The following is a 26,005-nucleotide window of genomic DNA, read 5'->3' on the forward strand; positions in this document are numbered from 1 at the left end:
TCCGAGCAGCGGGCGTCGACATCTGCGATCTTCTGCCGTGTGTGGACCATGAGTTGGCCGGTCACGGCCGGTCCGCGCAAAAAACAACGGTCTTTGTACCCGCCACCGCCGTACGCTCCTCCACATGTCCGCCCAACCCGCCGCTGACGAGCCGTTATCGGAAGGGTCACGCGCCCTGTGGCGTGACCGCGACTTCGGTGTCTTCTGGGCCGCGCAGACCCTGTCGGTCGTCGGAGACTCCTTCGCCCTGATCGCGCTGCCGCTGTTGGTGCTGCACGCGACGGGATCCGTGGCGCAGATGGGGTTGCTGACCGCCGTTGCCGGCGCGGCCTCGCTCCTGGCGGGGGTCTTCGCCGGGGTCGTGGTGGACCGGTTGGACCGCAGGAAGCTTCTGATCGCGTGCGACGTCGTCCGCATGGTCTTGTACGCACTGGTACCGCTGGTGTGGGCGTTCGGCCCGCAGATCTGGTTGCTCTACGTGCTCCTGCCTCTGGGCGAGGCTGTCGGAATGCTGTTCTCCGTCACCTACGTCACCGTCGTCAGGACCCTCGTGAGTGGCGACCGCATCACGGAGGCCAACGGCAGGCTCAATGCGACGGCCGCGGCGGCCGGGGTGGTCGGGCCGCTGTGCGCGGGCGTGGTGGCGGCCAGGTTCGGCCCGGCTGCGGCAGTCGGCGTGGATGCGGCGAGCTTCGGTGTGTCCGCCGCCTGTCTGAGCTTCGTACGGTTCCGGGGCGGCACACGGTCACATCTGACTGACCGGGCACCGGAAGCGGCTCGGCCGAGGCTGTGGAAGGACCTGCTTGCCGGGGTGTCCTTCCTGCGCGCGCACCCCGTACTGCGGGCCTTGACCGTCCTTCTGACCATGTTCAGCTTCCTGACCCTCGGCCTGAACGACCTGCTCATCTACCACCTCAAGCACGACCTCGGCCAGAGCGACGGCACGGTCGGGACTGTCTTCGCCGCAGGGGCGATGGGCACGATCACCGGAGCCCTTCTCGTGGCCCCGGTCCGCCGCACGCTCGGCTTTGGCGCAACCTGGATCGGCACCGTCGCGGTCTGCGGGCTCGCCGTGGCGGGCATCGGCTCGGCGGACAGCGTGGCAGGCGTCGCAGTCCTGACCGCGACATTCCTGGGCTGCACCAGCATGGCCGGAACGTGCTCGATGTCCCTGCGGCAGGAAGTGACCCCCGAGCACCTGCTGGGACGGGTCACCTCGGCATTCTGGACCATCCACTACTCGGCAGCGCCAATCGGCGCAGCCGTTCTCACCTGGGCCGCGCAACGCCATGGGACGGCGCCGGTGGGCCTGGCTGCCGGCGCCTGCTGTCTGCTCATAGCGGCACTGGCCCTGCTCACCCCGGTCCGCCGGCCCCGTCCGGAGCGTTCACCCGGCCCGGCGTGACCGGGCGGCTGGGTACGGGCTGCCGGGCCGGGCCGGGAAACCCGCCGCCGTGCGTCGTTCTGTGGGGTGTTCGTATGCTGCGAGTGTGACGGCTGGTGTGGTGTGGCGGCCTGTGGAACTGCGGGACGGGGGTTGGGAGAGGCCACGAGAAGCGTTGGGGGCGGCTGCTGGGCCCGGGTTGTGGCTGGTGCGGGCGGACGCGTTCCAGTCGGTGGTGAACCGTCTGGCCGACTCGGTGCTGGACAGTACTGAGACGGGGCGTGCGGCGGCGTTGCGGCAGGCCCGGGACAGGGATACCTATCGGGCCGGGCACGTGGGGTTGCGTCTGCTGTTGGGTGCGTATCTGGGGGTTCCTCCCGTCGATGTTCCGCTGGAGCGGCTGCCGTGCCCATTGTGCGAGGAGCCGCACGGACGTCCTGTGGTGCGCGGCAACCCTGTGCATTTCTCGCTGTCTCACAGCGGCGGTTTGTGCCTGCTGGCTTTCGCGTCGACGCCTGTGGGCGTGGACATCGAGGCCATCCCTGACGCAGCGGTGGCGGAAGAGGTCGGGGCTTGTCTCCATCCGCGGGAGAGCGCCGAGCTGAGTGATTTCCGGGCGGAGGACAGACCGGCGGCGTTCGCCCGGGCCTGGGCGCGCAAGGAGGCCTACCTGAAAGGTCTGGGCACGGGCCTGGGACGCGCCATGTCACTGGACTACGTGGGTACGGCGAGGGATGCCGCGGCCACGCTGCCGGGCTGGACGATAGGGGATGTGGCGGTGGATGACGGATTTGCCGCCGCCGTCGCCGTTCAGGGCTGAGGCACCGTTCAGGGCCGGGTGGTGAAGGGTGGTTGCACGGGCAGGAGATGCGGACGTCTGGCCGTGCGGCCGTCTCCGGAGGATCGGCCGCGCAGACGCCTGACCAGCCAGTCAGTAACCGGGCGCTGGTGCGGGGTGCCCGCCGGTGTGCGTCAGGCCGCGGGGGAGTGGGCCGTCAGTGCATGCCGGTGTGCGTCACGCCGCGGGTTGTGGGCCGGCAGTGTCTGCCGGTCCAGTACGTCCTCGCCGTAGAGGTCCCGCACCCAGTTGCTCTGGTAGATGGTTTCGAGGTAGCGCTCCCCGAGGTCGGGGGCGATGGTCACCGCGGTCGGCTGCCGACGGTCCTGTGGTTGGCGGGCGAGCCACTGGCCGGCGCCGCTGACGACTGTGCCGGTGGAGCCCCCGAAGACGAAGCCGCGCCGGGCGAGCTGGTGGCAGGTGCGGATGGTGTCGGCTTCGCTGACGTGTATCACTTCGTCCACGTAGGAGTCGTCCAGCAGCGGTGGGCGGAGGCTGGTGCCGAGGCCCGGGATCATGCGCCGGCCAGGGTTGTCTCCGAAGGTGACGGAGCCTTCGCTGTCGACGGCGACGATGCGTACCGGGCGGTGCCAGGTGCGGAAGTAGCGTGCGCAGCCCATCAGGGTGCCCGTGGTGCCTGCTCCGACGAAGAGGACGTCGAGATCGGGGAAGCGGCGGGCGATGGCGGGGGCAGTGGTGCGGTAGTGGGCCATGTGGTTGTTGGGGTTGCTGTACTGGTTGAGCCATACGTAGCGGTCGTCTGAGGCACACAGCTCGCGGACGTGGTCGATGCGCGCGGCGAGCAGGCCGCCGGTGGGGGCGGGCTCGGTGATGATGTGGATCTGGCTGCCGAGGGACTCCATGAGCAGACGGGTGGGCAGGTTGCAGCGGGAGTCGGTCACACACACGAACCCGTAGCCCTTGCTGGCCGCGATCATGCTCAGGGCCACGCCCAGGTTGCCGGAGGATGACTCGACCAGGATCGAGTCGCTCTTGAGCCGGCCGTCGCGTTCCGCGGCCTCGACCATCTCGGCGGCGGCTTTGAGTTTGATGGATCCGGCGAAGTTGAATCCTTCGCACTTGAGGAACAGCCGGTGCCCGGTGATCGCCTCGAGATCGACGTAGAGGTCGTCTTCGTTGAATTCCTGGGGGGTGGATATGACCGGCACGATGGCCTCCTGATCTGCGCTTGACGTGGCGTGCCGCTCGTTCGTTGCGTGGCGGCTGAGGGAGGACGTCGCCTGTCGGGTGCGACGTCCGTCGGACCCCTCCAGTACGCGTGGTCACCGTGGCCCTGTCATGCCACCGGATCTCGGGTCTTGACAACGGCCGCGATCAGGCGTAATTGAACGCGGCCGTGGTCACGCGTACGGGCTTGCGCCCCGTGACGACGGCCGCGCGGCTCCCCGCCTGTGCTCGTGACGTGAGGCCGTGAGCCATGGCGACGAGAGCGGCGCCCGCGGAATGCGAGGAAGGCAGGGAAAGGCCGGAGAACGCAGCATCGGCCCAAGCAGCGAAGGCCGAGAAGCGGCAGCATCGGTCCGCTATCGCTTCCGGTGTGTGGTGTCAAGTAACGACATTCAGCGGCATGACGGAAATACGCAGGCCGGGCCTACTGGAGAAGCGGGCCTCACGTATTCGCACCGAAAGGCTTCGAGGCCTGTGCGGACGGAAGAAGACCTCGCCCGCAGCCACACACCTACGACACCGGAGCGTTCGGCACACCGGTACCGGCCACGCCGGTCGGCACGCACCGAACGTTCTTGAGGAGCTCACATGGCGGGGAAATCCACCGCTGCCTGGACGGCCGAACCACCCGACATCTCCACCACTCTGACCGACGACAGTGTCGACGGCATGCCGGGTGGCAGCCTCGTCGGCCCGGAGGCCGGCACCGCACGGCTCCTGGCCGAGGTGCTCGCTGACGTCGTGCGCGTGGAGCGGGTGTCGGCCGACAGCCACTTCTTCGACGATCTGGGCGCGGATTCGATGGTGATGGCTCAGTTCTGCGCGCGCGTCAGGAAGCGGGCGGACCTGCCATCCGTGTCGATGAAGGACGTCTACCGGCACCCCACGGTCAACAGCCTGGCCGACGCGCTCACCGGTCCCGCAGCCGCGGCGATGGCGCCGGTCGCCACGGCCACCGCGCCCACGACCGCCACCTCCACGGCCCCCGCGCCCATGCCTGTGCAGCAGTCCGTCCCGGCCTCTGCCTCTTCCTCGGCATCCGCCCCGGCTCCTGCCCCGGCTCCTGTCTCCACGGCGGCCGAGGCGTCGAGTGGAGCGGCGGTAAGCGCAACAAGGGCCGGTACACGGCAATACCTGCTGTGCGGAATGCTGCAATTGCTGTTCTTCCTCGGGTACACCTACCTGACCGCCCTGGCCACGGCTCGGGGCTACGAATGGATCAGCGACGGTCCCGCTCTGGCCGACCGCTACCTGCGTTCCGTGCTGGCCGGCGGTGTTGCCTTCGTTGGCATGTGCACCATTCCGATCCTGGCCAAATGGGCACTCCTCGGCCGTTCCACAGCCTGTCAGTTCCCGGTATGGAGCCTCACCTATGTGCGCTGGTGGATTGTCAAAACCCTGATCCGTATCAGCCCCATGCGCCTGTTCACCGCGTCGCCGTTGTACGTGCTGTATCTCCGGGCGCTGGGCGCGAAAATCGGACGTAATGTCGCGATCTTCTCCACGCATATCCCTGTGTGTACCGATCTTCTGACGATCGGAGACGGCACGGTCGTTCGCAAGGACTCGCTGTTCTCCTGCTACCGGGCCCACGACGGCCTCATCCAGACCGGCCCCGTCACGCTCGGCAAGGACGTCGTCGTCAGCGAACAGACGGTCCTCGACATCAACACCTCCATGGGCGACGCCTCCCAGCTCGGGCACGCCTCTTCCCTGTATGCCGGGCAGACGGTACCCGCGGGGGAGCGTTGGCACGGGTCGCCGGGCGAGCCCACCGTCACGGACTTCCGCACCGTGGGTGCCGCCGACTGCTCCACCGCCAGCAAGGTCCTCTACTCGATCGGGCAGATGCTGGCCCTCCTGCTGGTTCATCTGCCGCTGGCCATGGGTGCCATGACGCTGGTGCTCACCGAGCTGCCGCAGGTGAACACACTGCTCAACGCCGGGTCTTCGCCGTTCGCCGGCTGGACGTTCCTGCTCGGTGCCCTGGCGGCGTCCTTCGTGCTGTTCTTCGGCGCCGCTTTCGCCGGGCTGGTCATTCAGGGAACGCTGCCGCGCCTGCTCAACCTGGCCATCAAGCCGGACAAGGTCTATCCGCTCTACGGCTTCCATTACGGTCTGCAGCGGGCCATCGCGGCGCTGACCAACAGGAAGTTCTTCATCACGCTTTTCGGGGACAGCTCCGCGATCGTCCACTACCTCCGCTATCTCGGCTACGACCTGTCCCGTGTCACGCAGACCGGCTCGAACTTCGGCACGGAAGTGAAGCACGACAGCCCGTTTCTGAGCTCGGTGGGCAGTAAAACGATGGTCGCCGATGGCCTGTCGATCATCAATGCCGACTTCTCCAACACCTCCTTTTCCCTCTCCCGTGCCTCGATCGGGGCGGACTGTTTCCTCGGTAACCGCATCGCTTATCCGTCGCGGGCCAGGACCGGCGACAACTGCCTGCTGGCAACGAAGGTCATGGTTCCCGTCGACGGAGAGGTACGTGAGGGCGTCGGCCTGCTGGGCTCGCCTGCCTTCGCCATCCCGCGCACGGTGATGCGGGACACCGAGTTGAACCACGTGGCGAGCGGCAGCGAGCTGAGCCACCGCCTCGCCGCCAAGAACAGGCACAATGCGGTCACCGCGGCGATATATCTGCTGGCGCGGTGGATTCACGTCTTCGCCGTCACCCTCATCGCCATGGGCGCCAATGCCCTCTACCCCTCCTTCGGTGTGTCGGCGATCGCGCTGGCCGGCGTCGTCACCCTCGCCTTCACCGTCTGCTATTTCGCGCTGATCGAACGGGCCTCCACCGGCTTCAAGGCCCAGGAGTCACTGAACTGCTCGATCTACGAGCCGTCCTTCTGGCGGCACGAACGCTTCTGGAAGATGGCGGCGGTCGACTACGCGCAGTTCTTCGACGGGACCCCGTTCAAGAACGTGGTCTGGCGGTTGATGGGTGCCCGGATCGGCAAGCGGGTCTTCGACGACGGCTGCTTCTTCCCGGAGCGGACGCTGGTGACGATCGGGGACGACTGCACCCTCAACGCGGGCACGGTGATCCAGTGCCACTCGCAGGAGGACGGCGCCTTCAAGTCCGACCGCACCACGATCGGTGCAGGCTGCACCCTCGGGGTCGGCGCGTTCGTCCACTATGGCGTGACGATGGCAGACCGCGTGCACCTGGCCTGCGATTCCTTCCTGATGAAGGGCGAACACGTCCCCTCCGGGGCCCGATGGGGAGGAAATCCGGCCCAGCATCTGTCCGACGGCAACCTCCACGTCCAGGCGCTGGCCGCAGGCGGCAGCTGACGCCGCGCCGAAGCCAGGCGCAGGCGCAATCTGCGCCGATGCCCAAGCGCAGGCGGCACCCGACGCCGCGCGCCACATCCAGACCACGAGTAGAGGACACACCCTGATGGCACTCACCACGTCGCACAGCCGAGACTTCTGGCACGGAGTGCTGGCCGCATCCGGCGGCTTCACGCCCCTTCCGCGCTGGACCCGTAAGCCGGTTGCCGGCCTGGCCGAGCACCGAGCACAGATCCCCGCCGACCAGGCGACGGTCCTGCGCCGGCTGGCAGACGACCTGGCCGTACCGCTGAGCAGTGTGCTGCTGGCCGCGCACGCCAAGGTGCTGGCCGCCGTGACCGGCGAACACGACATCACCACGGGCTACGTCGCCGCGGCCCGTGGCGGGCCGTTGCCGTGCCGGCTGACCACCGAACCCGGCTCGTGGAGGACCCTGCTGCGGCACACGCACCAGGCCGCCTCGCACCTGCTGCAGCACCAGGGTTTCCCGGTCGAGGACCTCAGGCACGAACTCGGCCTGACAGAGCCCTCGTTCGAGACCGTGCTCGATGCGACCGGCGCCGAGGGCGACACGGCCGGCATCACCAGCGAGATCACCGGGGACAGCACCGACCCCGTCGCCACTGTCGGCGGTCTCACCGGCACGAGCGGCGAGCAGGCCTGGGACCCGGCGCTGCGGGTGAGCATCGTGCACCACAACGACGGCCGTCTCACGCTGCGGCTGCGCTACCGCACCGACGTCCTCGACGCCGACTTTGCCGCCCGGATCGCCGGCTATCACCTCACCGCGCTCGCGCTGATCGCCGCCGACCCGGACGCGGAGCATGCACGGCAGAGCCTGCTGTCCGCCGAGGAGCTTCGCTTCCAGGTCGAAGGGCTCGCGGGGCCGCACCGGGCCCTGCCTGACGCCCGGGTGCATGAGCTGTTCGAGCAGCGCGTACGGCAGCACCCCCACGCCATCGCGGCCCAGCACGGCAACCGGCAGTGGACGTACCGGGAGCTCAATGCCCGCGCCAACCGGCTGGCCCGTGCCCTGCTGGCGCGAGGGCTCGGCCGTGAAGGCGTCGTCGCGGTGGTGATGGAGAGGAACCTGGACTGGCTGGCCGCAGTTCTGGCGGTCTTCAAGGCCGGCGGCGTCTACCTGCCCATCGAGCCGCATCTGCCTGCCGAACGCATCAAGGCCACGCTCGCCCGTTCCGAGTGCACGCTCGTTGTGACCGAGCCTGCCGGCGACACCACCCTCCGGACGGCCCTTTCCTCGCTGCCCGCAGTGCGGACGCTGTTCGCGGACACCGCGTACGAAGAGGGCCACGCCGAAGATGATCTTGGCCTCGACATCGCCCCCGACCAGCTGGCCTACATCTACTTCACCTCCGGCTCCACCGGCGAACCGAAGGGCGCCATGTGTGAACACGCGGGCATGCTCAACCACCTCTACGCCAAGATCGACGACCTGGAGATCGGCCAGGGGCAGGTGGTCGCCCAGACCGCGCCCCAGTGCTTCGACATCTCGCTGTGGCAGCTGCTCGCCGCACTCCTGGCCGGAGGGCGGACCCTGCTGATCGAGCAGGAGGTGATCCTCGACGCCTCACGGTTCGTCGACACCATCGCCCGCGACCGGGTCACGGTGCTGCAGGTGGTTCCCTCGTACCTCGACGTCGTCGTGTCCCATCTGGAGCTGCATCCCCGGGCGCTGCCGGACCTGCGGTACGTGTCGGTCACCGGCGAGGCACTGAAGAAGGAACTCGCCCAGCGCTGGTTCACCGCCAAGCCCCACATCAAGCTGGTCAACGCCTACGGACTGACCGAGACCTCCGACGACACCAACCACGAGATCATGGACCGGACACCGGACGGCGACCGGATCCCGCTGGGCCGGCCGGTCAGCAACGTGCACCTCTACGTCGTCGACGAGCACCTGAACCCGGTGCCGCTCGGCGCGCCAGGAGCGATCGCCTTCTCCGGGATCTGCGTCGGCCGAGGATATGTCAACGACCCCGAGCGCACCCGCCCCGCCTACCTGCGCGATCCCCACCGTGAGGGACAGCGCCTCTACCTCAGCGGCGACTTCGGCCGCTGGCAGCCCGACGGCAAGCTGGAGTTCCTCGGCCGCCGCGACACCCAGGTCAAGATCCGCGGCTTCCGCATCGAGATCGGCGAGATCGAAAACACCCTGCTGCAGGTTCCGGGCGTCCGCGACAGCGCCGTGGTGGTCGCCGAACGGCCCGACCAGAGCACGCACCTGGTGGCCTTCTACAGCGCCCCACAGCCCCTGAACAGCGACATCCTGCTGGACCGGCTGGGCGCCTCACTGCCCGCGTACATGGTCCCCTCGGACATCCACTGGCGCGAGGCCCTCCCGCTGACCGCCAACAGCAAGATCGACCGGAAAACCCTGACGGCGCTGGCCTCCCAACTCCACGCCGCCGAGGACGACGTCCAGGCACCCGGCACACCCACCGAACAGCGACTCGCAGCCGCATGGGCGGGTGTGCTCGGCATCCCGCACGACCGGATCGGACGCCACGACCACTTCTTCGACCTGGGCGGCACCTCGCTGTCGGCCGTGAAACTCGCCATCACCCTGGACCGCGCGGTGTCCCTGGCGGACATCACCCGCCACCCCGTCCTCACCGACCTGGCCCGGAGCCTGGAGGCCCCGTCCCACCAGCAGCCAACCGCACAGCCGGCCTCCGTCTGACCGCCGACCTGTTCCTCAACACCACTGAAAAGGACAACACACCATGTCACTCCGTACCCGCACCCTCGTCAGCGCCATCCTCACGCCGGCGTCCACGTCCGCGTCCGGTCCTTCGCTCTCGGTGGACCTGCACCCCGGCAAACCCCCCATCCTGCACGCCCACGCCGCCGAGGACGCGGCGAGCTGGGCGGCCGAACACCGCCACGCCCTGCGCAGCCTCGTCACCGAACACGGCGCGCTCCTCATCCGCGGCCTCGGCCTGCGCGACACCGGCCAGGTCGGCGCCGTCTTCCACCACCTGACTCCCGGCCTGATGAGCGAGAGGGAATCCTTCGCCCCTCGCGACACCTACACCCCCGGCGTCTACTCCTCCACGGCCTGGCCGGCCGCCCAGCCCATGTGCATGCACCACGAACTCAGCTACACCCACACACCCCCCGGCCTCCTGCTGCTGGCCTGCCTGACCCCGCCGGCCACAGGCGGAGCCACCGCCCTCGCCGACGCCGCCACCGTCCTCGACGCGCTGCCGCCCCAACTGGTCCAACGCTTCGAAGAGGAAGGCTGGCTCCTCACTCGCACGTACAACGACGAGATCGGCGCGTCCTGGGCCGAGGCGTTCGGCACCGACGACAAGGCCGCCGTCGAGGACTACTGCCGCGCCAACCGGATCGACTTCTCCTGGCAGCCCGACGGGACCCTGCGCACCCGCCAGAGCCGCCACGCCGTGATGCGACACCCGGTAACAGGCCGACGCTGCTGGTTCAACCAGGTGGCGTTCCTCAACGAATGGACCATGGCCCCAGAGGTACGCGAGTACCTCATCGACGTCTACGGCCCCGACGGGCTGCCGTTCAACACCCGCTTCGGAGGCGGCGACCCGATCGGCGAGGACGTCGTCGAGCTGATCAACACGGTCTACGAAACCCACACCGTCCGCGAGCCGTGGCAGGCCGGCGACCTGATGCTCGTCGACAATGTCCGCACCGCACACAGCAGAGAGCCCTACGAGCCACCGCGCGACGTACTCGTCGCCATGGCCGAACCACTGCACCCGACCCCCTGCACGCCGGCCCTCGAGGGGAGCGCCCGATGACCACGTCCCGATCCAGCGCCATGGAGTCCGCAATGCCCGAGCCGATCACCGCCCCGCCGCCGATGACCGTGCCACCGTTCTCGGTGATCCCCGGCGCCCAGGTCCAGCACACCCTGCAGGGCCAGGAACGGCAGATCGTGGACCTGGTCGAGGCCACCTACCGGCTGCACGCCGCGGGGGATTCGGTCAACCCGCCGTCGTACTTCCTGCGCTTCCCCGACCGCCCTACGGCGCGGATCATCGCGCTGCCCGCCTCGATCGGCGGGCAGGTGCGCGTGGACGGCCTCAAGTGGATCTCCAGCTTCCCCGAGAACGTCTCCGCAGGCATCCCCAGGGCCTCGGCCGTCCTCATCCTCAACGACCACGACACCGGCTACCCGTTCGCCTGTCTGGAGAGCTCCATCATCAGCGCCACCAGAACGGCCGCGATGGCCGCATCGGGCGCCGACTGGCTCAGCCGCCATCGCTCGCGCCCCACCCGCGTCGGATTCTTCGGCACGGGCCTGATCGCCCGTTACATCCACACCTTCCTGGCCGCGACCGGCTGGTCGTTCGACGACATCGGCGTACACGACCTGTCCGCCGAGAGCGCGACCGGCTTCCGTGGCTACCTCCAGCAGACCGGAGCCGACGCCCGGATCACCGTCCACGACAGCCCCGAGCAGCTGATCCGCTCCAGCGACCTGGTCGTCTTCGCCACCGTCGCCGGCCGGCCACACGTCACCGACCCGGCATGGTTCGACCACAACCCGTTGGTGCTGCACGTGTCGCTGCGCGACCTCGCACCCGAGATCGTCCTCGACTCGGCGAACATCGTCGACGACATCGACCACTGCCTCAAAGCCGACACCTCACCGCACCTCGCCGAACAGCTCACCGGCAACAGGGACTTCCTCACCGGCACGCTCCACGACGTCATGACCGGACGCGCGGAGCTGCCGACGGACCGGCCGGTGGTGTTCTCACCCTTCGGCCTCGGAGTCCTCGACCTCGCCGTCGGCAAGCACGTGTACGACGAGGTGACCCGCGCCGGGCAACTGCACGTCATCGACGACTTCTTCCATGAGCTGCGCCGCTACGGATGAGTGACGAACACGCGCGCGTCCCACGCGCCGAGGCCCAGGGTCGTGCCTGCGGTGACTGTCGTTCACGGCCGAGAAGGTGACAGACCGTGGCGACGGTCGCCCATCACCAGTTCGCAGACACGCGCCTCCGACTCGGCCGAGAACGGGTCCCGGCGGGCCGCTACCGCCTGTCGTGTCTCCTCGGCGATCAGGTCGGCGTTGATCTGGGCCGCCGCGGCAGCCCCCGCAGCCGCGGCGGCACCGACCTGGGCGGCCAGATCGGTGACGTTGCCGGCGACCCACACACCCGGCACGTCGGTACGCCCGGTCGCGTCGCAGGGAATGTACTCGCCGACCCCCGACGGGTGTTCCGCCGCCTGCAGTCCGAGCGTTGCCAGAAAGCCGGCGCGCGCCGCCATCCGCGACGAGACGGCCAGTGCCTCGCGGCTGATCACCGTCCCGTCCCTCAGCCGTACTCCCACGAGGCGGTCATCGACGACCTCCAGGGACGCCACCTCGCCGTCCACCACGCGGATGCCGCGGGCAGCCAGCTGCTCCGCCTCCTCGCCGGTCGGCGGCGGCATGGTGTGGGAGAAGAACGTGACATCGTCGCTCCACTGGCGAAACAGCAGCGCCTGGTGCACCGATAGCGGCCCGCTGGCGAGCACACCGATGGCCTGGTCACGGACCTCCCAGCCGTGGCAGTACGGACAGTGCAGCACGTCCCGCCCCCACCGGTCCCGCACTCCCGGCACCTCCGGCAGCTCGTCGACCAGCCCGGTGGCCACCAGCAGCCGACGCGCCCGGACGGACCTGCCGTCGCCCAGCGAAACCTCGAACCCGCTGTCGGCCCCGTTGTCATCGCGGGTCGCGGCGCCGACCTCGCCGGACACCACGTGACCTCCGTAGCGGCCGACTTCCGCCCGCCCGCGCTCCAGCAACTCGGCCGGCGGCATCCCGTCCCGAGCGAGCAGCCCATGCACGCCCGCGGCCGGGGCGTTGCGCGGGGCGCCCGCGTCGATCACCACCACGGACCGCCGTGCCCGAGCCAGCATCAGCGCCCCGCTCAACCCCGCGGCACCACCGCCGACCACCACCACGTCATAGCTGTTCCTGAGCTCATCGGTCACCATGACCACCTCCACTGGCGACCATGCGGGCTCGCCGTACAGGGCTGCAAGTCTTGTTGCCGGGATGGCAAACTGGTGGACATGGACGACGACCTGGACCAAGTGCTCACCGGAGTCGGGCCCCGGCTGCGCGCGCTGCGCAGGCAGCGCGACACCACGCTGGCCGACCTGTCGGCAGCGACCGGCATCTCGGTGAGCACCCTGTCCCGGCTGGAATCCGGTGCCCGCCGACCGAACCTCGAACTCCTGCTCCCCCTGGCGAAGGCCCACGGCGTCACACTCGACGAACTCGTCGGCGCCCCACCCACCGGCGACCCCCGCATCCACCTGCGCCCGGTCATCCGCCACGGCATGACCATGGTGCCCCTCACCCGCAGAGCCGGCGGCATCCAGGCATACAAGCTCGTGATCCCGGCCGGCGGCCGCCGAAGGGAACCCGATCCGCAGACCCACGAGGGCTACGAATGGCTCTATGTCCTCAACGGACGGCTGCGACTCGTCCTCGGCGAACAGGACCTGGTGCTCTCGCCCGGCGAAGCAGCCGAGTTCGACACCCGCGTTCCGCACTGGTTCGGCGGCGCCGCCGATACCGAACCAGTCGAGTTCCTCAGCCTGTTCGGCACACAGGGCGAACGCGCACACCTCCGGGCCCGCCCCAGGACAAAGCAACCACCCGGACGACCCGACCAGCTTGAGTCATGACCTCGGATACGGGCCGACCGGTCCGGCCCCACGAAAGGAGCGTCCATCTGTGATAGCCGGCCCGGCACGGAGCCTCAGCGACCACTAGAGCAGATGTGGACATGGGGAGCGGGCCCGTCTCAGGCGTCGTACGCCGACACCACGTCCTCGTGCGCCGACATCGCGTTCTCGTACACGACCAGGGCCATCAGGGCCGCGACGAGACAGATCGCGCTCAGCGTGGTCCACACCACGTCATAGGCGCCGAACACATCGCGGGCCGTGGCGCCGAGGAAGGCCGAGGCGCCCGCGCCCAGCTGATGGGCGGAGTTCGCCCAGCCGAAGACGATGGCGCCGTCCTTGCCGTAGACGCGGCTGCTGAGAGCGATGACCGGTGGGACGGTGGCGACGTCGACGAGGCCGTAGACGACCACGAAAACGATCAGGGCGGGGGTGACGGCGGAGGAGAACACCATCGGCAGCATCAGCAGGGTGAGCGCGCGGATCGCGAAGTACGCGCTCAGCAGACGGCGGGGATCGAAACGGTCGGTGAGCCAGCCGGAGAAGATCGCGCCCAGAGCGGAGAAGACGCCGATCAGGGACAGCATCGACGCCGCGGCCGTGGCGTGCATACCGTGGTCATGGGCGGCGGGAGCCCAGTTGCTCCACATGATGCCGTTGGTGGAGGCGCCGCAGATGATGAACATGCCGGCCAGGAGCCAGAACGGGCCGGTGCGCGCCGCGTCGAAGAGCACTTTCACGCAACGCCGCGCCGCCCCGGACGCCGCTACAGGCTTGGGCACGAACTCCCCTGCCCCATAAGGCTTCAGGCCCACGTCTGCCGGGTGATCGCGCAGCAGAAGGAGCACCAGGGCGGTCACCGCCAGCGCCACGAACGCGAGCGTCACCACCGGCGGCTGCCAGCCGTAGCGGTCGACGGCCCATGCGAGCAGGGGCCCTCGCCCGCATCCGCCCCGGCACCCGGATCGCATCCATCTGCACCGGCGCCTTCGTGCTCGCCTCAGCCGGTCTCCTGGACGGACGCACGGCCACAACCCACTGGCGCTACACCGACCTGTTCTCCAGGCTGTTCCCGCAGGTCGAACTGGACCCGGACGTGCTCTACACCGATGCGGGAAACATCCTGACCTCGGCGGGCTGCGCCTCCGGAATCGACCTGTGCCTGCACATGATCCGGCGCGATCACGGCACGGCCGTCGCCAACGACGTCGCCCGCCGCACCGTCGTACCGCCACACCGCGAGGGCGGCCAGGTCCAGTACATCCGACGCCCCGTGCCGGCTGTCTCGGCGCCCGCCACATCAGCCGCCCGCGAATGGGCGCTGCGACACCTGCACGAGCCCATCACTCTGGGGCAACTGGCGGCAAGAGAAGCGATGAGTGTGCGGAACTTCAACCGGCGTTTCCGCGACGAGGTCGGCATGACGCCCATGAACTGGCTGATCCAACAACGCGTCGACGGTGCACGGGAGTTGCTGGAGGAATCGGACCTGCCCGTCGACCAGGTCGCGGCACAGACGGGCCTCGGCACGGCGGCCAATCTGAGACAGCACTTCCACTCGGCCCTGGGCACCTCACCAAGCGCCTATCGCGCCACGTTTCGCGGCCCCGAGGCTGTCCAGTGAACGGGTGGGGGTGTGGTGGCACGGGTTCCGTGGTGGGCGGCGGAGATCCGTGAGGGCCTGGTGCGTGCTGCACGTGCCCGATGTGACTCGGCATGCTGTCCGTTTTGCCGCATTATGAACCTGTGGCGGCGGCATTCGACCAGGTGGCCCTGGAGAGGTGTGCCGGGCCAGGCGCTGCTCAGCAGACGAAGGGTGGAACGTGCAGGAACTGGCGATCATTGAGGCGCCGTCCGTGCTCGGGCTGCGGCCGTCCGGTGTCCAGGACCTCCCGGCGGCTTTGCTCGATGCCGGTCTGCTTGTCCACTCTGGGGCGGTGTGGGCCGGCCGGGTCGAAGCGCCGGCGTACAGCCCGGTGCGGGACGCTGAGACCGGCGTCCTCAACCCCGTCGGCATCGCGCAGTACTCCGTCCTACTGGCCGACGCGGTCGGCAGCGTCCTCGACGCCGGACGCTTTCCGGTAGTCCTCGGCGGCGACTGCAGCATCCTGCTCGGCAACCTCCTCGCCCTGCGACGCCGCGGACGTTACGGCCTGCTGTTCCTCGACGGCCACACCGACTTCTACCAGCCGTCCGCGGAGCCGGCCGGCGAGGCGGCCTCGATGGAACTCGCCCTGGCCACGGGCCGCGGCCCTCGGCTGCTCACCGACCTTGAAGGCCGCGGGCCCCTGCTCCGGGACGAGGATGTCGTCGCCTTCGGCTTCCGCGACTCCGCGGAGTCCGCCGAGGCCGGGATGCAGCCACTACCGCCACAGCTGCACGCGATCGACCTCGACGGTGTGCGTGCGGTCGGCGCCGCGTCGGCAGCACGCCACGCGGTCGGCCGACTCACCGGCGGCAAGAGCGCCGGGTACTGGGTTCACCTCGACGTCGACGTCCTGGATGACGCGATCATGCCTGCCGTCGACTACCGCATCCCCGGAGGGCTGACCTGGTCGGAACTGGAGAGTGTGCTGCGGACGGCGCTGGCAGGCGATCGAGCCGTCGGTCTTGATGTCACGATCTTCAACCCCCGTCTCGACCCCGACGGAAGGATCGCAGCCCGCCTCACCGAGTCCCTGCGCCGAGGGCTGTCGGCGCGGACCGACAGAGCCTGAGCCGGAGCCGCCTCAGGCTCTGGGCTCAGCTTCTGCGGTGCGTGCACGCTGGGTGACAAACAAGACAAGGTGGTTGAGCTGGGCGACGGTCGCCGTGTGGCCATGTACTACGAGCAGGGTCGTGGGCTCGTCGAGCAGCACTACAGCGCTCAGGCACGGGTGTGGAGCAAGCCTCAAGTGCTCTACATGACCCAGACCGACCCCTGCGCGTCCATCACACTCAAGAACTTCGGCGGTACCGTCGCGGTCATCGCGAATTTCGCCCATTTCTGCACGGACGGCGAGCCTCCGTCGGAGTCCATCGCAGCGGTGGGCGTCAACAACCTGGAAAAGTGGTATACCCACCTGCTCAAGGGCTTCGACGGCTGGCAGAACGTCAAGGCCTCCAGCGACACGAAGAAGCTCACGTTCACCTTTCCCTACTCCCAAGGCCTCACTTCCACCGCGGGCGTGACGCAGCTTCGATGGAGCCAGGCAGAGGGCTTCTCCGACCTGGAAGACATCCCACGCTGAGTCACCTCCTGGCCTGGCCAGCAGGTGCAGAACACCCTGGACTCAACACCTGTCGCCGTGTCGGTGTCGAGGAAGGCCTGGCCGCATTGATCCCTCCGCTGCCCGATCGCCCGGGGAATCATGGGGAACGGCAGTCACCGGGGGGAATGGGCAGCAGAAACGCTCTGCCGAGGGGTGAATCGCGCCAACTTGCGGCTGCGGGGACAGCGCCCTCGAACCACGCTCTGCATGGCGTGACAGGGCCGATCCCGCGCAGCGCTGCGGCCGGCGCACCCAGCGGCCGGGGCGCTGCGCTGCCCTGTAAGCCGCTCTCCTGCCGTCCGCCTCACCTCGCTGAACGCTGAGGATGATCGCTCCGCTGTCGCAGGTGGCACGAACATGCGCGATCCGCGTTCCCTACCATCTGGTCGAGGCCCAGCACCACTACAACCGCACGTACGCGGCGCTCACCAGCACCTACCCGGGGAACAGCGCAGTGCTGCGCCGCCCGCCGTCTCCTGCGGGCGCCTCGCGCCGCCTGGTCGCGGACGATCGTCCGGTCCCGTCAGTCGCCACCGCCCCCGTCACCACCGCCTCCGTCACCGCCGTCACCGTCGTCGCCGTCGCTGACCATCAGCCACGCCAGGAGACGCAGCATCTCCACGTAGAGCCACACCAGGGTCACGGTGAGGCCGAAGGCCGCCAGCCAGGACTCCTCGCGCGGAGCGCCGTAGGCAATGCCGTCCTCGACCTCCTTGAAGTCCAGGGCGAGGAAGCAGGCACCGAGGATGATGCCGATGACGCCGAACAGGATGCCGAGGCCACCGCTGCGGAAGCCGAGACCGTCACCGCCGCCGAAGACGGCGAACAGCAGGTCAACCACCATCAGCAGCAGGAAGCCCATCGCGGCCGCCATCACGAAGCCGTAGAAGCGGCGCGTGACGCGGATCCAGCGCATCTTGTACGCGACCAGCACACCGGCGAAGACCGCCATCGTGCCGAGCACGGTCTGGGCGACGACACCGTCCGCGATGTACGTCGACACGGCGCTGGAGATCACACCGAGGAATACGCCCTCGAACGCGGCGTACGCCAGGATCAGCGCCGGCGAGGCCTTGCGCTTGAAGGACTGCACGAGCACCAGCACGAACGCCACAAGTGCGGCCCCGATGGCGACGCCGTACGACTCGCCGATGTTGGCGGGGTCAACGGGCAGGAGCACCCACGACAGGACGGCCGTGAGCACGACCGTACCGAGCGTCATGGCGGTGCGCGCCACGACGTCGTCCAGGGTCACCATGCCGGTGCGAGCGGACGCCGGTGGCCGCGGGCCCGACGGGGCGTAGGGGTGCGTGGCATACGCGCTGCCCGCGCCTTGGGCATGCGGCTCGGATCCGGCGGCGGGGCCCCCGGGCTGCGGCCCGGTGTTGAAGCCCGCGTAGCCGTTGTCGCGGCTGAACCCCCGTCGCAAGGCCGGGTTGGTGCTCCGCATCTCACTCCTCTAGGGCCCCCTGCGCGGCCTTTACACAACAGTAATGCGAGCCTGTTTGTCGTGAGGTGGGCGGTGCGCGACTGTTCCAGGACGGACGTGCATCCGACGCCGGGAAGGGCCTGCCCCGCAGTGCCGTGCGGGGTGGTGGACCGGCCCGCAGATCCAGTGTCTATGGGCCATGTGTGGGCTATGGGCCATGTGTGGGGCCAGTCGGGGCGCCGACGGCGTGCCGTAGGTCATAGCCGCAGGCCAACGGCAGGGCTGCGAGCCCAGCCACGGGAAATTCCTCGCCTATCGGATCCAGCGGCAGAGGCTATGCCACCTATCAGGCTCAACACGGTGCTCATGATCTTGGCAAAGCAGGCCGCGGGGGAAGGGAACGCTGCACACATGTCTGGCGCAGAAGCCGAGCACCACAGGCCTACGCGAACACGCAGGTCAGTGTCTTGCCAGGTCAGCCCCCATCCGGTTACGCGATCTTCCAAACTGGTGCGGTGTCCCACCCCCGACAGGGGCTCTGGGCTCTCGGCATTGGCATCGCCACGTCAGGCCGAGTTTTCTTCACCACGAGCTGCCTCGGACGCGGTCACAGCCTGGCGTGCCAGTCCCGCTCCAGATCGCCTGTGTCGATACGCTGCGAAGACGTCCACCCTGGCGTCCCCTTGATAACGCGTACGCACAAGGGAATGCCGCCCGGTGGCGGCTCTTGACGTCGGCCGGGATGGCGCAGCTGCCGGATGCAGGAAGAGGTGTGGCATGAGGTCCCCAGGCGTGCACCTACGGGAGATCACCGACGACAACCGGGATGCTGTTCGTGCCCTCCGCGTACGACGTGACCAGAAGCAGTTCGTCGCCTCCGTGTCCAAGTCGCTCAAGGAGGCGGCAAAGACGCCGGAGGCCAATCCCTGGTACCGCGCCCTGTACCGTGGCGACGAGCCGGTCGGCTTCGTGATGCTGTCGTGGAAACCGCCGGCTGGTCCTTTCAAAGGACGGCACTTCCTCTGGCGCCTCCTCATCGACAAGCGGTACCAGAGGCGAGGGATCGGCCGAGAGGCGCTCACGCAGATCGTTGCCCTGGTTCGCGCGGACGGCGCCACCGAGCTGCTGACCAGCTACGAACCCGGCGACGGCGAACCGTGGCCCTTCTACCAGAAGTTCGGGTTCGAGCCCACCGGGGAGATCGACGACGGTGAGATCGTTCTGCGGCTCACCTTGCCCGCTCGGTGAGTTCATTCGGGAAGCCGCGGACGGTTTTGCCCTCCGGTGGTCACATGACAAGAAGCTGGTGGGCAGTCTGGAAGTCGATGCCCACCAGGTTCATGTCCCCCTCACTGATCGTTCCAGAATGACTTTGCGGAGTCGGCGGAGGAAGATGATGCCGCATGCCGGCAGCGACAGCGACAGTGCGTCCTACTCGCGATCCTGCCGTGGGGCGCTTTCGATACCCGCGTGTGGGGGAGTGTCCGAACCCTTAGAGAGCCGGCCTGCGGCGGAGCGGCCGAACTGGAGATGCCGCACGTCATGCGGTGTGCCCTCGCGCGTATGGCATCTTCCTTCACTCGGCTGGTGCCGCCAGGCGGAATCCAACGCCGATGGCTGCCAAGTCCCTCTCGTAGGCGCCGTGTCGGCGGGCACACCGGGCCAGGTCCCGGTCGTGGCGGAACGAGCCGCCTCGGGTGACGTGTGGATCGTAGGCCCAGTCCTCGGTGCTCGGCACCTCGGCGGGGGCGCCGGGGTAGGGGGCGTAGAGGGTGGAGGTCCACTCGTCGGCGTTGCCCGCCATGTCCAGCACGCCGAACGGGCTGGCGCCGTCGGGGAATGAGCCGACCGGCGTCGTGGTGCCGATGCCGAGGTCCACCAGATTGGCCAGGCCGGTGCGGTACTGATCGCCCCAGGGGAACTCCCGGGCGTCGTCGCCACGGGCGGCGCGTTCCCACTCGTCCTCCGTGGGCAGTCGCACCTTGAAGCCACCGAGTTGTTGGCCGAGCCACTGGCAGTAGGCCGTTGCCGCGTCCCAGGTGACTCCGATGACAGGGTGGTCCGCCGGTGCATGCGGGACCCGTATGCCGGTGGCCTCCACGAAGAGTGCCCACTGGCCGACAGTGACCGGGGTGCGGGCGATCCGGAATGCCGGGAGGTGGATTTCTGCGCGCGGGGCTTCCTTTCTGTACCACTCCACCGGCACCCCGGTGTCGCGATAGCGGTGGGCCACTTCCGCCACGTCGTCAGTCGGCGTGCCCCGGCGCAGCAACCCTGCTGGGACCTCGACCCAGTCCACCTGCTCCACCCGCAAGGCTCCTCCTCAGCTCGATTGAAGAGTTCTCATGATCACCCCGGCGGCCGAGGCGAACATCGGCCGATGGACCCACCCCGACGGCGACCTTGGAACCAGGACCTCGAAGCCGCCTCACCTGTGCTCGGGTATGGCGAGCGAACTTGCCGGGGCGGCCCGGTTCGGCGGCGGCGTGCTCGCCGACGACCCGGCCCGGCGGCGGAAGGTCGCCGTGGGCTGCTATGCGACCATGGCCGGTCTCGGTGCGGCGACCGTCGCGATACCGGCCGATCTCGTGGGCGCGCTGTTCCGCACCTCCTCCAACCCCCGCTTCCAGCCCTGCAACACCGACCGCTACCGCTGGTGGGAGGGCGACGGCATGGTGTGCGGCATCTGCCTGCGCGAGGGCAAGGCCGCCTACCGCACCCGCTGGGTCGCCACCGACTCGATGAAGGTCGAGGTGGAGGCCGGGGAAGCGATCTACAGCGGCTTGGTCAACGGCGGCACCCCGAGCCGGGTGCCGGAGGGCACCCCGCCCGCCAGGAACGTGGCCAAATCAACACCGGCATCTTCGACGACCACTTGACCGTCTACGCAGCCGGCTCGACGATCCGCTTGGCTACGGTCAACCGACCCCAGAGTGACGTGCCGACGACATCGGGCGGCTTGGTCGAGAGCCTCAGCAGCGAGTCGGCCATCGTCTTCAGCACCAGCACCAGCACCAGCTCCGTCGCCGCTTGCGCCCGGCGTGACAGCCGGACAGCGACCCTGGCAGACCTGACAGGTACTGATTCACGCGTTCTTGGTCGCGGTCACGTACCGTGTCCACGGCCTGATCTCGGTGAACTCCAGCCCGGAGAAGCCGAGTTCGCGGAGCGGGACGGCAAGGAGCCGGACGTCGGTGTCAGTGAACGGGTCGACGCTGGGATGCCCCTCCGGACCGGGTGCCCGGTGGAGGGTGAGGCGACCCAACAGACGCGCCAGCCTCGGCGCCATCTGTCCCGTCGGGTACACGTCGGCGATCAGCAGCCGCCCACCCGGCCGCAGGACCCGGTGCATCTGCTCGAGTGCCGCCGCCCGTTTCTTAGGCGGGATGTGGTGGACGACGAAGGTCGAGGTGACCACGGAGAAAGCGGCGTCGGGCACGCCCAGGGCCTGGGCCGCCGCCACCTCGAAGTGGCAGTTTGGCGCGTTGCCCGCGCGGCTGCGGGCGTAGTCGATCATCGGCTGCGAGGGGTCGACACCGACGACCTCGCCCCGCGGTCCGACGATCTCGGCGAGCCGGCGGGCGAAGTGCCCGGGTCCGCACCCGACGTCGAGCACCCGGTCCCCAGCCGCGGCGCCGCTGGCCGCGGCCATGGTCGCATCCAGTGACCCGCGTCGCCCGGCGAAGAGCACAGCGAGGAAGGCGTTGTACAACCGCACATGGGTGATGAGCGCCCCGGGTTCCTCATGCTGTGCCGCCTTGTGGCCGTGCATCGGGCCTCCTTACACATCGGCTGCACACCGGCGCCCGGCACACTCCCACCGTATCCGTGAAGCCGCGGCTACGCCCGCACGGGCGGTGGCATGTCGACACCGATACGCTCCCGCACCATCTGATCACAGCATCGCCGGGCGAGAGCTGTTGGCGCCGCGCTGGTCGCAACCGCAGCCAACGAAGCCCGTGCCGCAAAGTGCGAAGCCGCGGGGCTTTTCGTGATCAATGTCGATGTGAATTGGTGTCACTGGTCGCTGCGGCAGCCGTCAGGACCCCAGGGATCATCGCCCTCGATGTGAGAGGGTGGCGGCAGTTCCTGCCCGGGTGTTCGTTGAAGCGGTTGCACGAGAGGCGGGTGCCCGGCTGGAGGCATAGGTGAAGAGCCCTGACATGTCCCGCGGTGCTCGTCTGGCCGCCCACGGTGCCGTTTCCACATCGCTCGCGCTATGCAGTGATCGCAGACTGCACGAGCTCGTGGACGCCGCCACACCGATCGGTTCCGGCATCGGCGGGAAGACAGTACTGCTGGAGGTCGACGGAACCTCGGTCTTCGTCAAGCAGGTACGCCTGACCGATCTGGAGCGACGGCCGGAGAACGTTCACTCCACGGCCAATTTGTTCGGACTGCCCGTCTTCTGCCAGTACGGTATCGGCAGTATCGGGGCCGCGGGGTTCGGAGCCTGGCGGGAGTTGGCCGTGCACACCATGACGACGAACTGGGTGATCGCGGGAGACTACGAGGGTTTCCCCCTGATGTACCACTGGCGGGTGCTACCAGACTCTGGCCAGCCACCTCCCGAGGAACTGGCCGATGTGGAACGAGCTGTCGCCTACTGGGGAGGCGGATCGGGGGTACGCCGCCGGATCGAGGCTCTCCAGCAGTCCTCGGCGAGCCTCATGCTGTTCCTGGAGTACATCCCGCAGAACCTGCACGACTGGTTGGGCGTCCAGATCGGGGCCGGTGACGAGGTGGCCGAGCGGGCCTGCGCCATGGTGGACAACGAGCTGAAAGCCGGCATCTCGTTCATGAACGCCCGCGGGCTGCTGCACTTCGACGCCCACTTCGAGAACATCCTGACCGACGGCCACCGCCTGTACTTCGCGGACTACGGTCTCGCGATCTTCTCCCGCTTCGACCTGTCGCCGCACGAGGTCGGCTTCTACGAGCGGCACCGGAGCTACGACCGCTGCTACACGGCCTCGTACCTGGTGCACTGGCTGGTCACGACCCTGTACGGGTACGGGTGGGACGACCGCGACGTGCTGGTGCGCGCCTGCGCCGAGGGTAAACGCCCCACCGGAATCCCGGAGGCAGCAGCGGCGATCCTCACCCGCTATGCACCACTCGCCATGGTGATGTGGGACTTCTTCCGCAAACTCCAGGAGGAGAGCAGGGAGACCCCGTACCCGCTGGAGGCGATCCGCCGGATCGGACAGCAGGACAGCCTGCCTGATGCGGCGACGAGGTCATCGGAAGGAAAGCCGCGCGACTCGTACACAGGATCGCGTCTCGCTCAAACGTGTGAGTGAGGAACTTGGAGATGGTGGGTGGTCATCGACAGGTGACGCGAGCGTGTACTCCACGATGCCCAGCCCCTCACGGACGACCTCACAATGCTGGGGTGGTCGGTTCGCATCCGGACCGTGGCCGGGAACTTCATCGGCATCGCAGAACCGCCGACAGCCGGCAGTGTCGATCGTCAAGCCTGTCGTCGCGACCAGCGCCTCGCCGAGGGCACTGCCGAATCATGGCCGCGCGTTGCAGTCGAAGGCACCCGTGGGCAGATCCAGTTCTCCCGCACGCCAGGCATCAGCGTTTGCCCGCCCTGCATGGACTCGCCATGGCGGGCCTTGCCGGCGGCGGCCATTGCGCAGTGCGGTTGCCGGCGCCGGCCGAACGCCTCGGCGTGCTGGGTAAGTCCAGTGCCAAGAGGGCGCTGCTGGTGGCAGCGCCCTCTTCGGCTTCGCGGCACCAGGCCCATCTATTCGTTCAGTGCCCGACGGCGACGGCGCCCTCGCGCAGTTCCAGCCGGGAGCCGGTGAACCGTGTCCGCATCCGACGGTCGTGGGTGACTATCACCAGCGCGCCCGCGTAGTCGGCCAGCGCTACCTCCGACTCCTCCACGAGCGCAGGCGAGAGGTGGTTGGTGGGCGCGTCGAGCAGCAGCAGGTCCGCCGGCTCACTGACAAGCCGGGCCAGCTCGATTCGGCGCCGCTGCCCGTACGACAGCTCCCCGACGCGCAGCCGCAGCGCCTCCGGGTCGAACAGACCCAGTGACAGCAGCCGGTCGGCGTGCTCGTCCCGGTCACCGCCGCGGCCGTGGGCGAACGCCTCCAGCACGGTCAGTCCAGGTGGCCACGGCCATTCCTCCTGCCGTAGATTCCCCACACGCCCGGGAACACTTACCGCACCTGCGTCGGGCAGCAGTTCCCCGGCCAGGACGCGCAGCAGGGTGCTTTTGCCGGCGCCGTTGGCGCCGGTGACCAGCAGCCGCGCGGCCGGGTCGAGCCGCAGCTGCGGCACATGCAGCCGACCGTCCACCACAACCCCGTCGAGCTGGGCCGGCTGGCGCCTTGCCCGGCCTGCCCGCGGTGGCGATACGGGCCGTGAAGGACAGCGCCTGCGGCGGCGGTGTCGTGCAGCGGCATGCGGACGGCACCTTCACCAGCGGGACGGACGTGTACAACCGCACGACCTCCCGCCGTGCGGTGGTCGACATCGACTCATCCGTGTCGGCCTGGATGCGCGGCAGCGGACATTGTCGCTGCTCGAACTGGCGGTACGGCCGTACGTGATGACGGGACCGGTCGGCTGAGCAACGCGGAACAGTGAGCCGACGGCCTCGGCAGCCCAGGGACCGACTCACGCTTGGGTGATCGCCGCCTTGGGCCGTTTGTTCGGCCTGTAGGAGGGGCCGTTCATGAATACCTGGTGGCTCATGTTGATCAGCCTGTCCAGGAGCGATTCGGCGACGACCGGGTTCGGGAACAGCGGATACCAGTCCTGGGGCGCCTGGTTGGCGGTGATCGCGATCGAGCGGCCCTCGGCGATGCGACGGGAGATCAGCTCGTAGAGGTCGTCGGCTTGAGTGGACGTCAAACCCAGACGCGGTGGACCGGAGAGCGAGACAGACTAGCTTCTGACATCAAAAGCGCGACCGTCGACTCGCTGGCTGGGGAGTCCGAGTGGGCGAGCGCCGACGGCTGCGTCGGCGCCGCCGCCGGGCCCGGCTCAAGGCGGCGGCGCTGGGTCGCTCGCGCGGTGGGCTCACCAGCAAGGTCCACCTTGCGGCAGACCGGCGCTGTCGCCCGCTGGCGTTCGTGCTCACGCCTGACAGGCCGCCGACAGCCCCCGGTTCGTCATCGCGGGCGAACCGCGCCTACCTGCGCAGACGCGCGATCAAGGCGGTCATCCCGGAGAAGGCCGATCAGGCCGCGGATCGCAAGAAGCGCGGCAGGGACGGCGGTCGACCGGTGGCCCATGATGCTGAGCAATACAAGGAGCGCAACACGGTGGAACGCTGCATCAACAAGATCCGGGCATGGCGGTGCCTGGCCGCGCGCTACGACAAGACGCCCGCGAGCTACATGGCGGGGCTCCAACTACGCGGATCCATCATCTGGATGCGCAGCCTCAACCCCGGGCCGCGGTTGCGGCTGGTGCCGTGTGATCACCTCGGTGGAAGCGCTCTAAGGCAAACGTACAGGACGTACAGAATGTACGATACGCAGCATGGCCTTGAGATTCCAGTGACGCAAGCCCGGTCCGAGCTGGCGGAGCTGATCAATCGCGTCGTCTACGGCGGGGAACACGTCGTCCTGACCCGCCACGGCAAGCCGCTCGTCGCCCTCGTGTCGGCTGCCGACCTGGAGCGACTCGAGCCGCGGTACAGGAGCCGGACAAGGCGATCGGCGCGGTGTCCGTCATCCAAGACGCCCCGTCCCCTCACGGCGAGCCGAACCAGTTCGGACTGGTCGCCGAGCACGGAAGCCCGTACGAGACTTGCCAGCCTCACTGAACTCGTCCTATTTACGGACCCAGGGCGCGTGCGTTCTTGGGCGGTGAGATGCCCTGAACTTCTTGGTGGGGGCGGGTTGTCGGGGATGGGGGGCTGATCAACTGAAGGAAGCGGTTCGTGATGATGGAGGTGT

The 26,005-nt window shown here is 68.6% G+C and carries 18 protein-coding genes and 8 pseudogenes; 16 read left to right on the plus strand and 10 right to left on the minus strand.

Annotated features, from left to right (window positions below):
• Window positions 1-124 precede the first annotated feature (124 nt).
• Both H1D24_RS33570 and H1D24_RS33575 read left to right on the plus strand, forming a co-directional pair.
• Window positions 125-1,405: an MFS transporter gene (locus H1D24_RS33570; protein WP_181661510.1), complete on the plus strand. Its 1,281-nt coding sequence runs from the start codon at window positions 125-127 to the stop codon at window positions 1,403-1,405.
• A 211-nt stretch (window positions 1,406-1,616) separates the two neighbouring features.
• A complete protein-coding gene (locus tag H1D24_RS33575; RefSeq protein ID WP_309484535.1) occupies window positions 1,617-2,204 on the plus strand; it encodes a 4'-phosphopantetheinyl transferase family protein in 588 nt (195 codons plus the stop codon).
• Window positions 2,205-2,212: 8 nt separating this feature from the next.
• On the opposite strand, the pseudogene H1D24_RS44435 reads toward H1D24_RS33575, so the two are convergent.
• Together H1D24_RS44435 and sbnA are read right to left on the minus strand one after the other, a co-directional pair.
• A pseudogene (locus H1D24_RS44435) lies at window positions 2,213-2,314 on the minus strand (SGNH/GDSL hydrolase family protein); the annotation flags it as partial.
• A gap of 42 nt (window positions 2,315-2,356) precedes the next feature.
• Window positions 2,357-3,391, minus strand: coding sequence for a 2,3-diaminopropionate biosynthesis protein SbnA (gene sbnA / locus H1D24_RS33580; RefSeq protein WP_181661511.1), 1,035 nt, complete (start codon window positions 3,389-3,391; stop codon window positions 2,357-2,359).
• 607 nt (window positions 3,392-3,998) lie between these two features.
• On the opposite strand from sbnA, the gene H1D24_RS33585 reads away from it, so the two are divergent.
• From H1D24_RS33585 to sbnB, 4 genes are all read left to right on the plus strand, one after another.
• Window positions 3,999-6,710, plus strand: a complete 2,712-nt coding sequence (locus tag H1D24_RS33585; RefSeq protein ID WP_181661512.1) for a Pls/PosA family non-ribosomal peptide synthetase — start codon at window positions 3,999-4,001, stop codon at window positions 6,708-6,710.
• A gap of 106 nt (window positions 6,711-6,816) precedes the next feature.
• Window positions 6,817-9,411: a non-ribosomal peptide synthetase gene (locus H1D24_RS33590; RefSeq protein ID WP_181661513.1), complete on the plus strand. Its 2,595-nt coding sequence runs from the start codon at window positions 6,817-6,819 to the stop codon at window positions 9,409-9,411.
• A 43-nt stretch (window positions 9,412-9,454) separates the two neighbouring features.
• A complete protein-coding gene (locus H1D24_RS33595) occupies window positions 9,455-10,504 on the plus strand; it encodes a TauD/TfdA family dioxygenase (RefSeq protein ID WP_181661514.1) in 1,050 nt (349 codons plus the stop codon).
• Between the two features lie 20 nt (window positions 10,505-10,524).
• A complete protein-coding gene (gene sbnB / locus H1D24_RS33600) occupies window positions 10,525-11,589 on the plus strand; it encodes a 2,3-diaminopropionate biosynthesis protein SbnB (protein WP_246460190.1) in 1,065 nt (354 codons plus the stop codon).
• Between the two features lie 62 nt (window positions 11,590-11,651).
• Here the strand turns inward: sbnB and H1D24_RS33605 are convergent, their stop codons facing one another.
• Window positions 11,652-12,701 carry an NAD(P)/FAD-dependent oxidoreductase gene (locus H1D24_RS33605; RefSeq protein WP_181661516.1) on the minus strand — a complete coding sequence of 350 codons (1,050 nt, stop codon included), beginning with the start codon at window positions 12,699-12,701 and terminating at the stop codon, window positions 11,652-11,654.
• 78 nt (window positions 12,702-12,779) lie between these two features.
• On the opposite strand from H1D24_RS33605, the gene H1D24_RS33610 reads away from it, so the two are divergent.
• Window positions 12,780-13,400 (plus strand): helix-turn-helix domain-containing protein, encoded by a 621-nt coding sequence (locus H1D24_RS33610; protein WP_181661517.1) that lies wholly within the window; start codon window positions 12,780-12,782, stop codon window positions 13,398-13,400.
• A gap of 119 nt (window positions 13,401-13,519) precedes the next feature.
• On the opposite strand, the pseudogene H1D24_RS33615 reads toward H1D24_RS33610, so the two are convergent.
• Window positions 13,520-14,335 (minus strand): annotated as a pseudogene (locus tag H1D24_RS33615) (MFS transporter); the annotation flags it as partial.
• On the opposite strand from H1D24_RS33615, the pseudogene H1D24_RS33620 reads away from it, so the two are divergent.
• The 3 genes and pseudogenes from H1D24_RS33620 to H1D24_RS33630 all read left to right on the plus strand — a co-directional run.
• Window positions 14,329-15,024 (plus strand): annotated as a pseudogene (locus tag H1D24_RS33620) (helix-turn-helix domain-containing protein); the annotation flags it as partial. The pseudogenes H1D24_RS33615 and H1D24_RS33620 overlap by 7 nt on opposite strands.
• A 199-nt stretch (window positions 15,025-15,223) precedes the next feature.
• Window positions 15,224-16,117 (plus strand): arginase family protein, encoded by an 894-nt coding sequence (locus tag H1D24_RS33625; protein ID WP_181661518.1) that lies wholly within the window; start codon window positions 15,224-15,226, stop codon window positions 16,115-16,117.
• 96 nt (window positions 16,118-16,213) lie between these two features.
• The gene (locus H1D24_RS33630; RefSeq protein WP_181661519.1) at window positions 16,214-16,630 is read left to right on the plus strand and encodes a hypothetical protein; all 417 of its coding nucleotides are present in this window, start codon (window positions 16,214-16,216) and stop codon (window positions 16,628-16,630) included.
• Window positions 16,631-17,174: 544 nt separating this feature from the next.
• Here H1D24_RS33630 and H1D24_RS33635 read toward each other — a convergent pair.
• A complete protein-coding gene (locus H1D24_RS33635; RefSeq protein WP_181661520.1) occupies window positions 17,175-18,101 on the minus strand; it encodes a Bax inhibitor-1/YccA family protein in 927 nt (308 codons plus the stop codon).
• Window positions 18,102-18,857: 756 nt separating this feature from the next.
• Between H1D24_RS33635 and H1D24_RS33640 the strand changes: the two genes are divergently transcribed.
• Complete coding sequence (locus H1D24_RS33640; RefSeq protein ID WP_220137535.1) at window positions 18,858-19,328, plus strand: GNAT family N-acetyltransferase; 471 nt, start codon at window positions 18,858-18,860, stop codon at window positions 19,326-19,328.
• A gap of 328 nt (window positions 19,329-19,656) precedes the next feature.
• Here the strand turns inward: H1D24_RS33640 and H1D24_RS33645 are convergent, their stop codons facing one another.
• Entirely contained in the window at window positions 19,657-20,394 is a 738-nt protein-coding gene (locus H1D24_RS33645) for a formylglycine-generating enzyme family protein (protein ID WP_181661521.1), read from the minus strand.
• A gap of 31 nt (window positions 20,395-20,425) precedes the next feature.
• Between H1D24_RS33645 and H1D24_RS42940 the strand changes: the two genes are divergently transcribed.
• Window positions 20,426-20,959, plus strand: coding sequence for a carotenoid oxygenase family protein (locus H1D24_RS42940; protein WP_258564512.1), 534 nt, complete (start codon window positions 20,426-20,428; stop codon window positions 20,957-20,959).
• 4 nt (window positions 20,960-20,963) lie between these two features.
• Here the strand turns inward: H1D24_RS42940 and H1D24_RS42945 are convergent, their stop codons facing one another.
• The gene (locus tag H1D24_RS42945; RefSeq protein WP_258564513.1) at window positions 20,964-21,095 is read right to left on the minus strand and encodes a hypothetical protein; all 132 of its coding nucleotides are present in this window, start codon (window positions 21,093-21,095) and stop codon (window positions 20,964-20,966) included.
• 70 nt (window positions 21,096-21,165) lie between these two features.
• The gene (locus tag H1D24_RS33655; RefSeq protein ID WP_181661522.1) at window positions 21,166-21,852 is read right to left on the minus strand and encodes a methyltransferase domain-containing protein; all 687 of its coding nucleotides are present in this window, start codon (window positions 21,850-21,852) and stop codon (window positions 21,166-21,168) included.
• A 391-nt stretch (window positions 21,853-22,243) separates the two neighbouring features.
• On the opposite strand from H1D24_RS33655, the gene H1D24_RS33660 reads away from it, so the two are divergent.
• Window positions 22,244-23,383: a protein kinase family protein gene (locus tag H1D24_RS33660; protein ID WP_258564520.1), complete on the plus strand. Its 1,140-nt coding sequence runs from the start codon at window positions 22,244-22,246 to the stop codon at window positions 23,381-23,383.
• Window positions 23,384-23,843: 460 nt separating this feature from the next.
• Here the strand turns inward: H1D24_RS33660 and H1D24_RS33665 are convergent.
• Both H1D24_RS33665 and H1D24_RS33675 read right to left on the minus strand, forming a co-directional pair.
• Window positions 23,844-24,483: pseudogene (locus H1D24_RS33665) on the minus strand (ATP-binding cassette domain-containing protein); the annotation flags it as partial.
• Window positions 24,484-24,716: 233 nt separating this feature from the next.
• Window positions 24,717-24,953, minus strand: a pseudogene (locus H1D24_RS33675) (ATP-binding protein); the annotation flags it as partial.
• Between the two features lie 98 nt (window positions 24,954-25,051).
• Here H1D24_RS33675 and H1D24_RS44205 point away from each other — a divergent pair.
• From H1D24_RS44205 to H1D24_RS33685, 3 pseudogenes are all read left to right on the plus strand, one after another.
• A pseudogene (locus H1D24_RS44205) lies at window positions 25,052-25,183 on the plus strand (IS5/IS1182 family transposase); the annotation flags it as partial.
• Window positions 25,184-25,189: 6 nt separating this feature from the next.
• Window positions 25,190-25,489, plus strand: a pseudogene (locus tag H1D24_RS33680) (IS5/IS1182 family transposase); the annotation flags it as partial.
• Window positions 25,490-25,570: 81 nt separating this feature from the next.
• Window positions 25,571-25,872, plus strand: a pseudogene (locus tag H1D24_RS33685) (type II toxin-antitoxin system Phd/YefM family antitoxin).
• Window positions 25,873-26,005: the final 133 nt, after the last annotated feature.

This window comes from Streptomyces himalayensis subsp. himalayensis (assembly GCF_013778455.1).
GTDB classification, from domain to species: domain Bacteria; phylum Actinomycetota; class Actinomycetes; order Streptomycetales; family Streptomycetaceae; genus Streptomyces; species Streptomyces himalayensis.

What these genes read in the sequence shown, in the direction of transcription:
- H1D24_RS33660 (WP_258564520.1), top strand. Translation starts at nt 22,244, where the DNA reads ATGTCCCGCGGTGCTCGTCTGGCCGCCCACGGTGCCGTTTCCACATCG.
- H1D24_RS33640 (WP_220137535.1), top strand. Translation starts at nt 18,858, where the DNA reads ATGAGGTCCCCAGGCGTGCACCTACGGGAGATCACCGACGACAACCGG.
- H1D24_RS33610 (WP_181661517.1), top strand. Translation starts at nt 12,780, where the DNA reads ATGGACGACGACCTGGACCAAGTGCTCACCGGAGTCGGGCCCCGGCTG.
- H1D24_RS33595 (WP_181661514.1), top strand. Translation starts at nt 9,455, where the DNA reads ATGTCACTCCGTACCCGCACCCTCGTCAGCGCCATCCTCACGCCGGCG.
- H1D24_RS33605 (WP_181661516.1), bottom strand. Translation starts at nt 12,701, where the DNA reads ATGGTGACCGATGAGCTCAGGAACAGCTATGACGTGGTGGTGGTCGGC.
- sbnB (WP_246460190.1), top strand. Translation starts at nt 10,525, where the DNA reads ATGGAGTCCGCAATGCCCGAGCCGATCACCGCCCCGCCGCCGATGACC.
- H1D24_RS33655 (WP_181661522.1), bottom strand. Translation starts at nt 21,852, where the DNA reads ATGCACGGCCACAAGGCGGCACAGCATGAGGAACCCGGGGCGCTCATC.
- H1D24_RS33635 (WP_181661520.1), bottom strand. Translation starts at nt 18,101, where the DNA reads ATGCGGAGCACCAACCCGGCCTTGCGACGGGGGTTCAGCCGCGACAAC.
- H1D24_RS33590 (WP_181661513.1), top strand. Translation starts at nt 6,817, where the DNA reads ATGGCACTCACCACGTCGCACAGCCGAGACTTCTGGCACGGAGTGCTG.
- H1D24_RS33585 (WP_181661512.1), top strand. Translation starts at nt 3,999, where the DNA reads ATGGCGGGGAAATCCACCGCTGCCTGGACGGCCGAACCACCCGACATC.
- H1D24_RS33570 (WP_181661510.1), top strand. Translation starts at nt 125, where the DNA reads ATGTCCGCCCAACCCGCCGCTGACGAGCCGTTATCGGAAGGGTCACGC.
- H1D24_RS42940 (WP_258564512.1), top strand. Translation starts at nt 20,426, where the DNA reads ATGATCACCCCGGCGGCCGAGGCGAACATCGGCCGATGGACCCACCCC.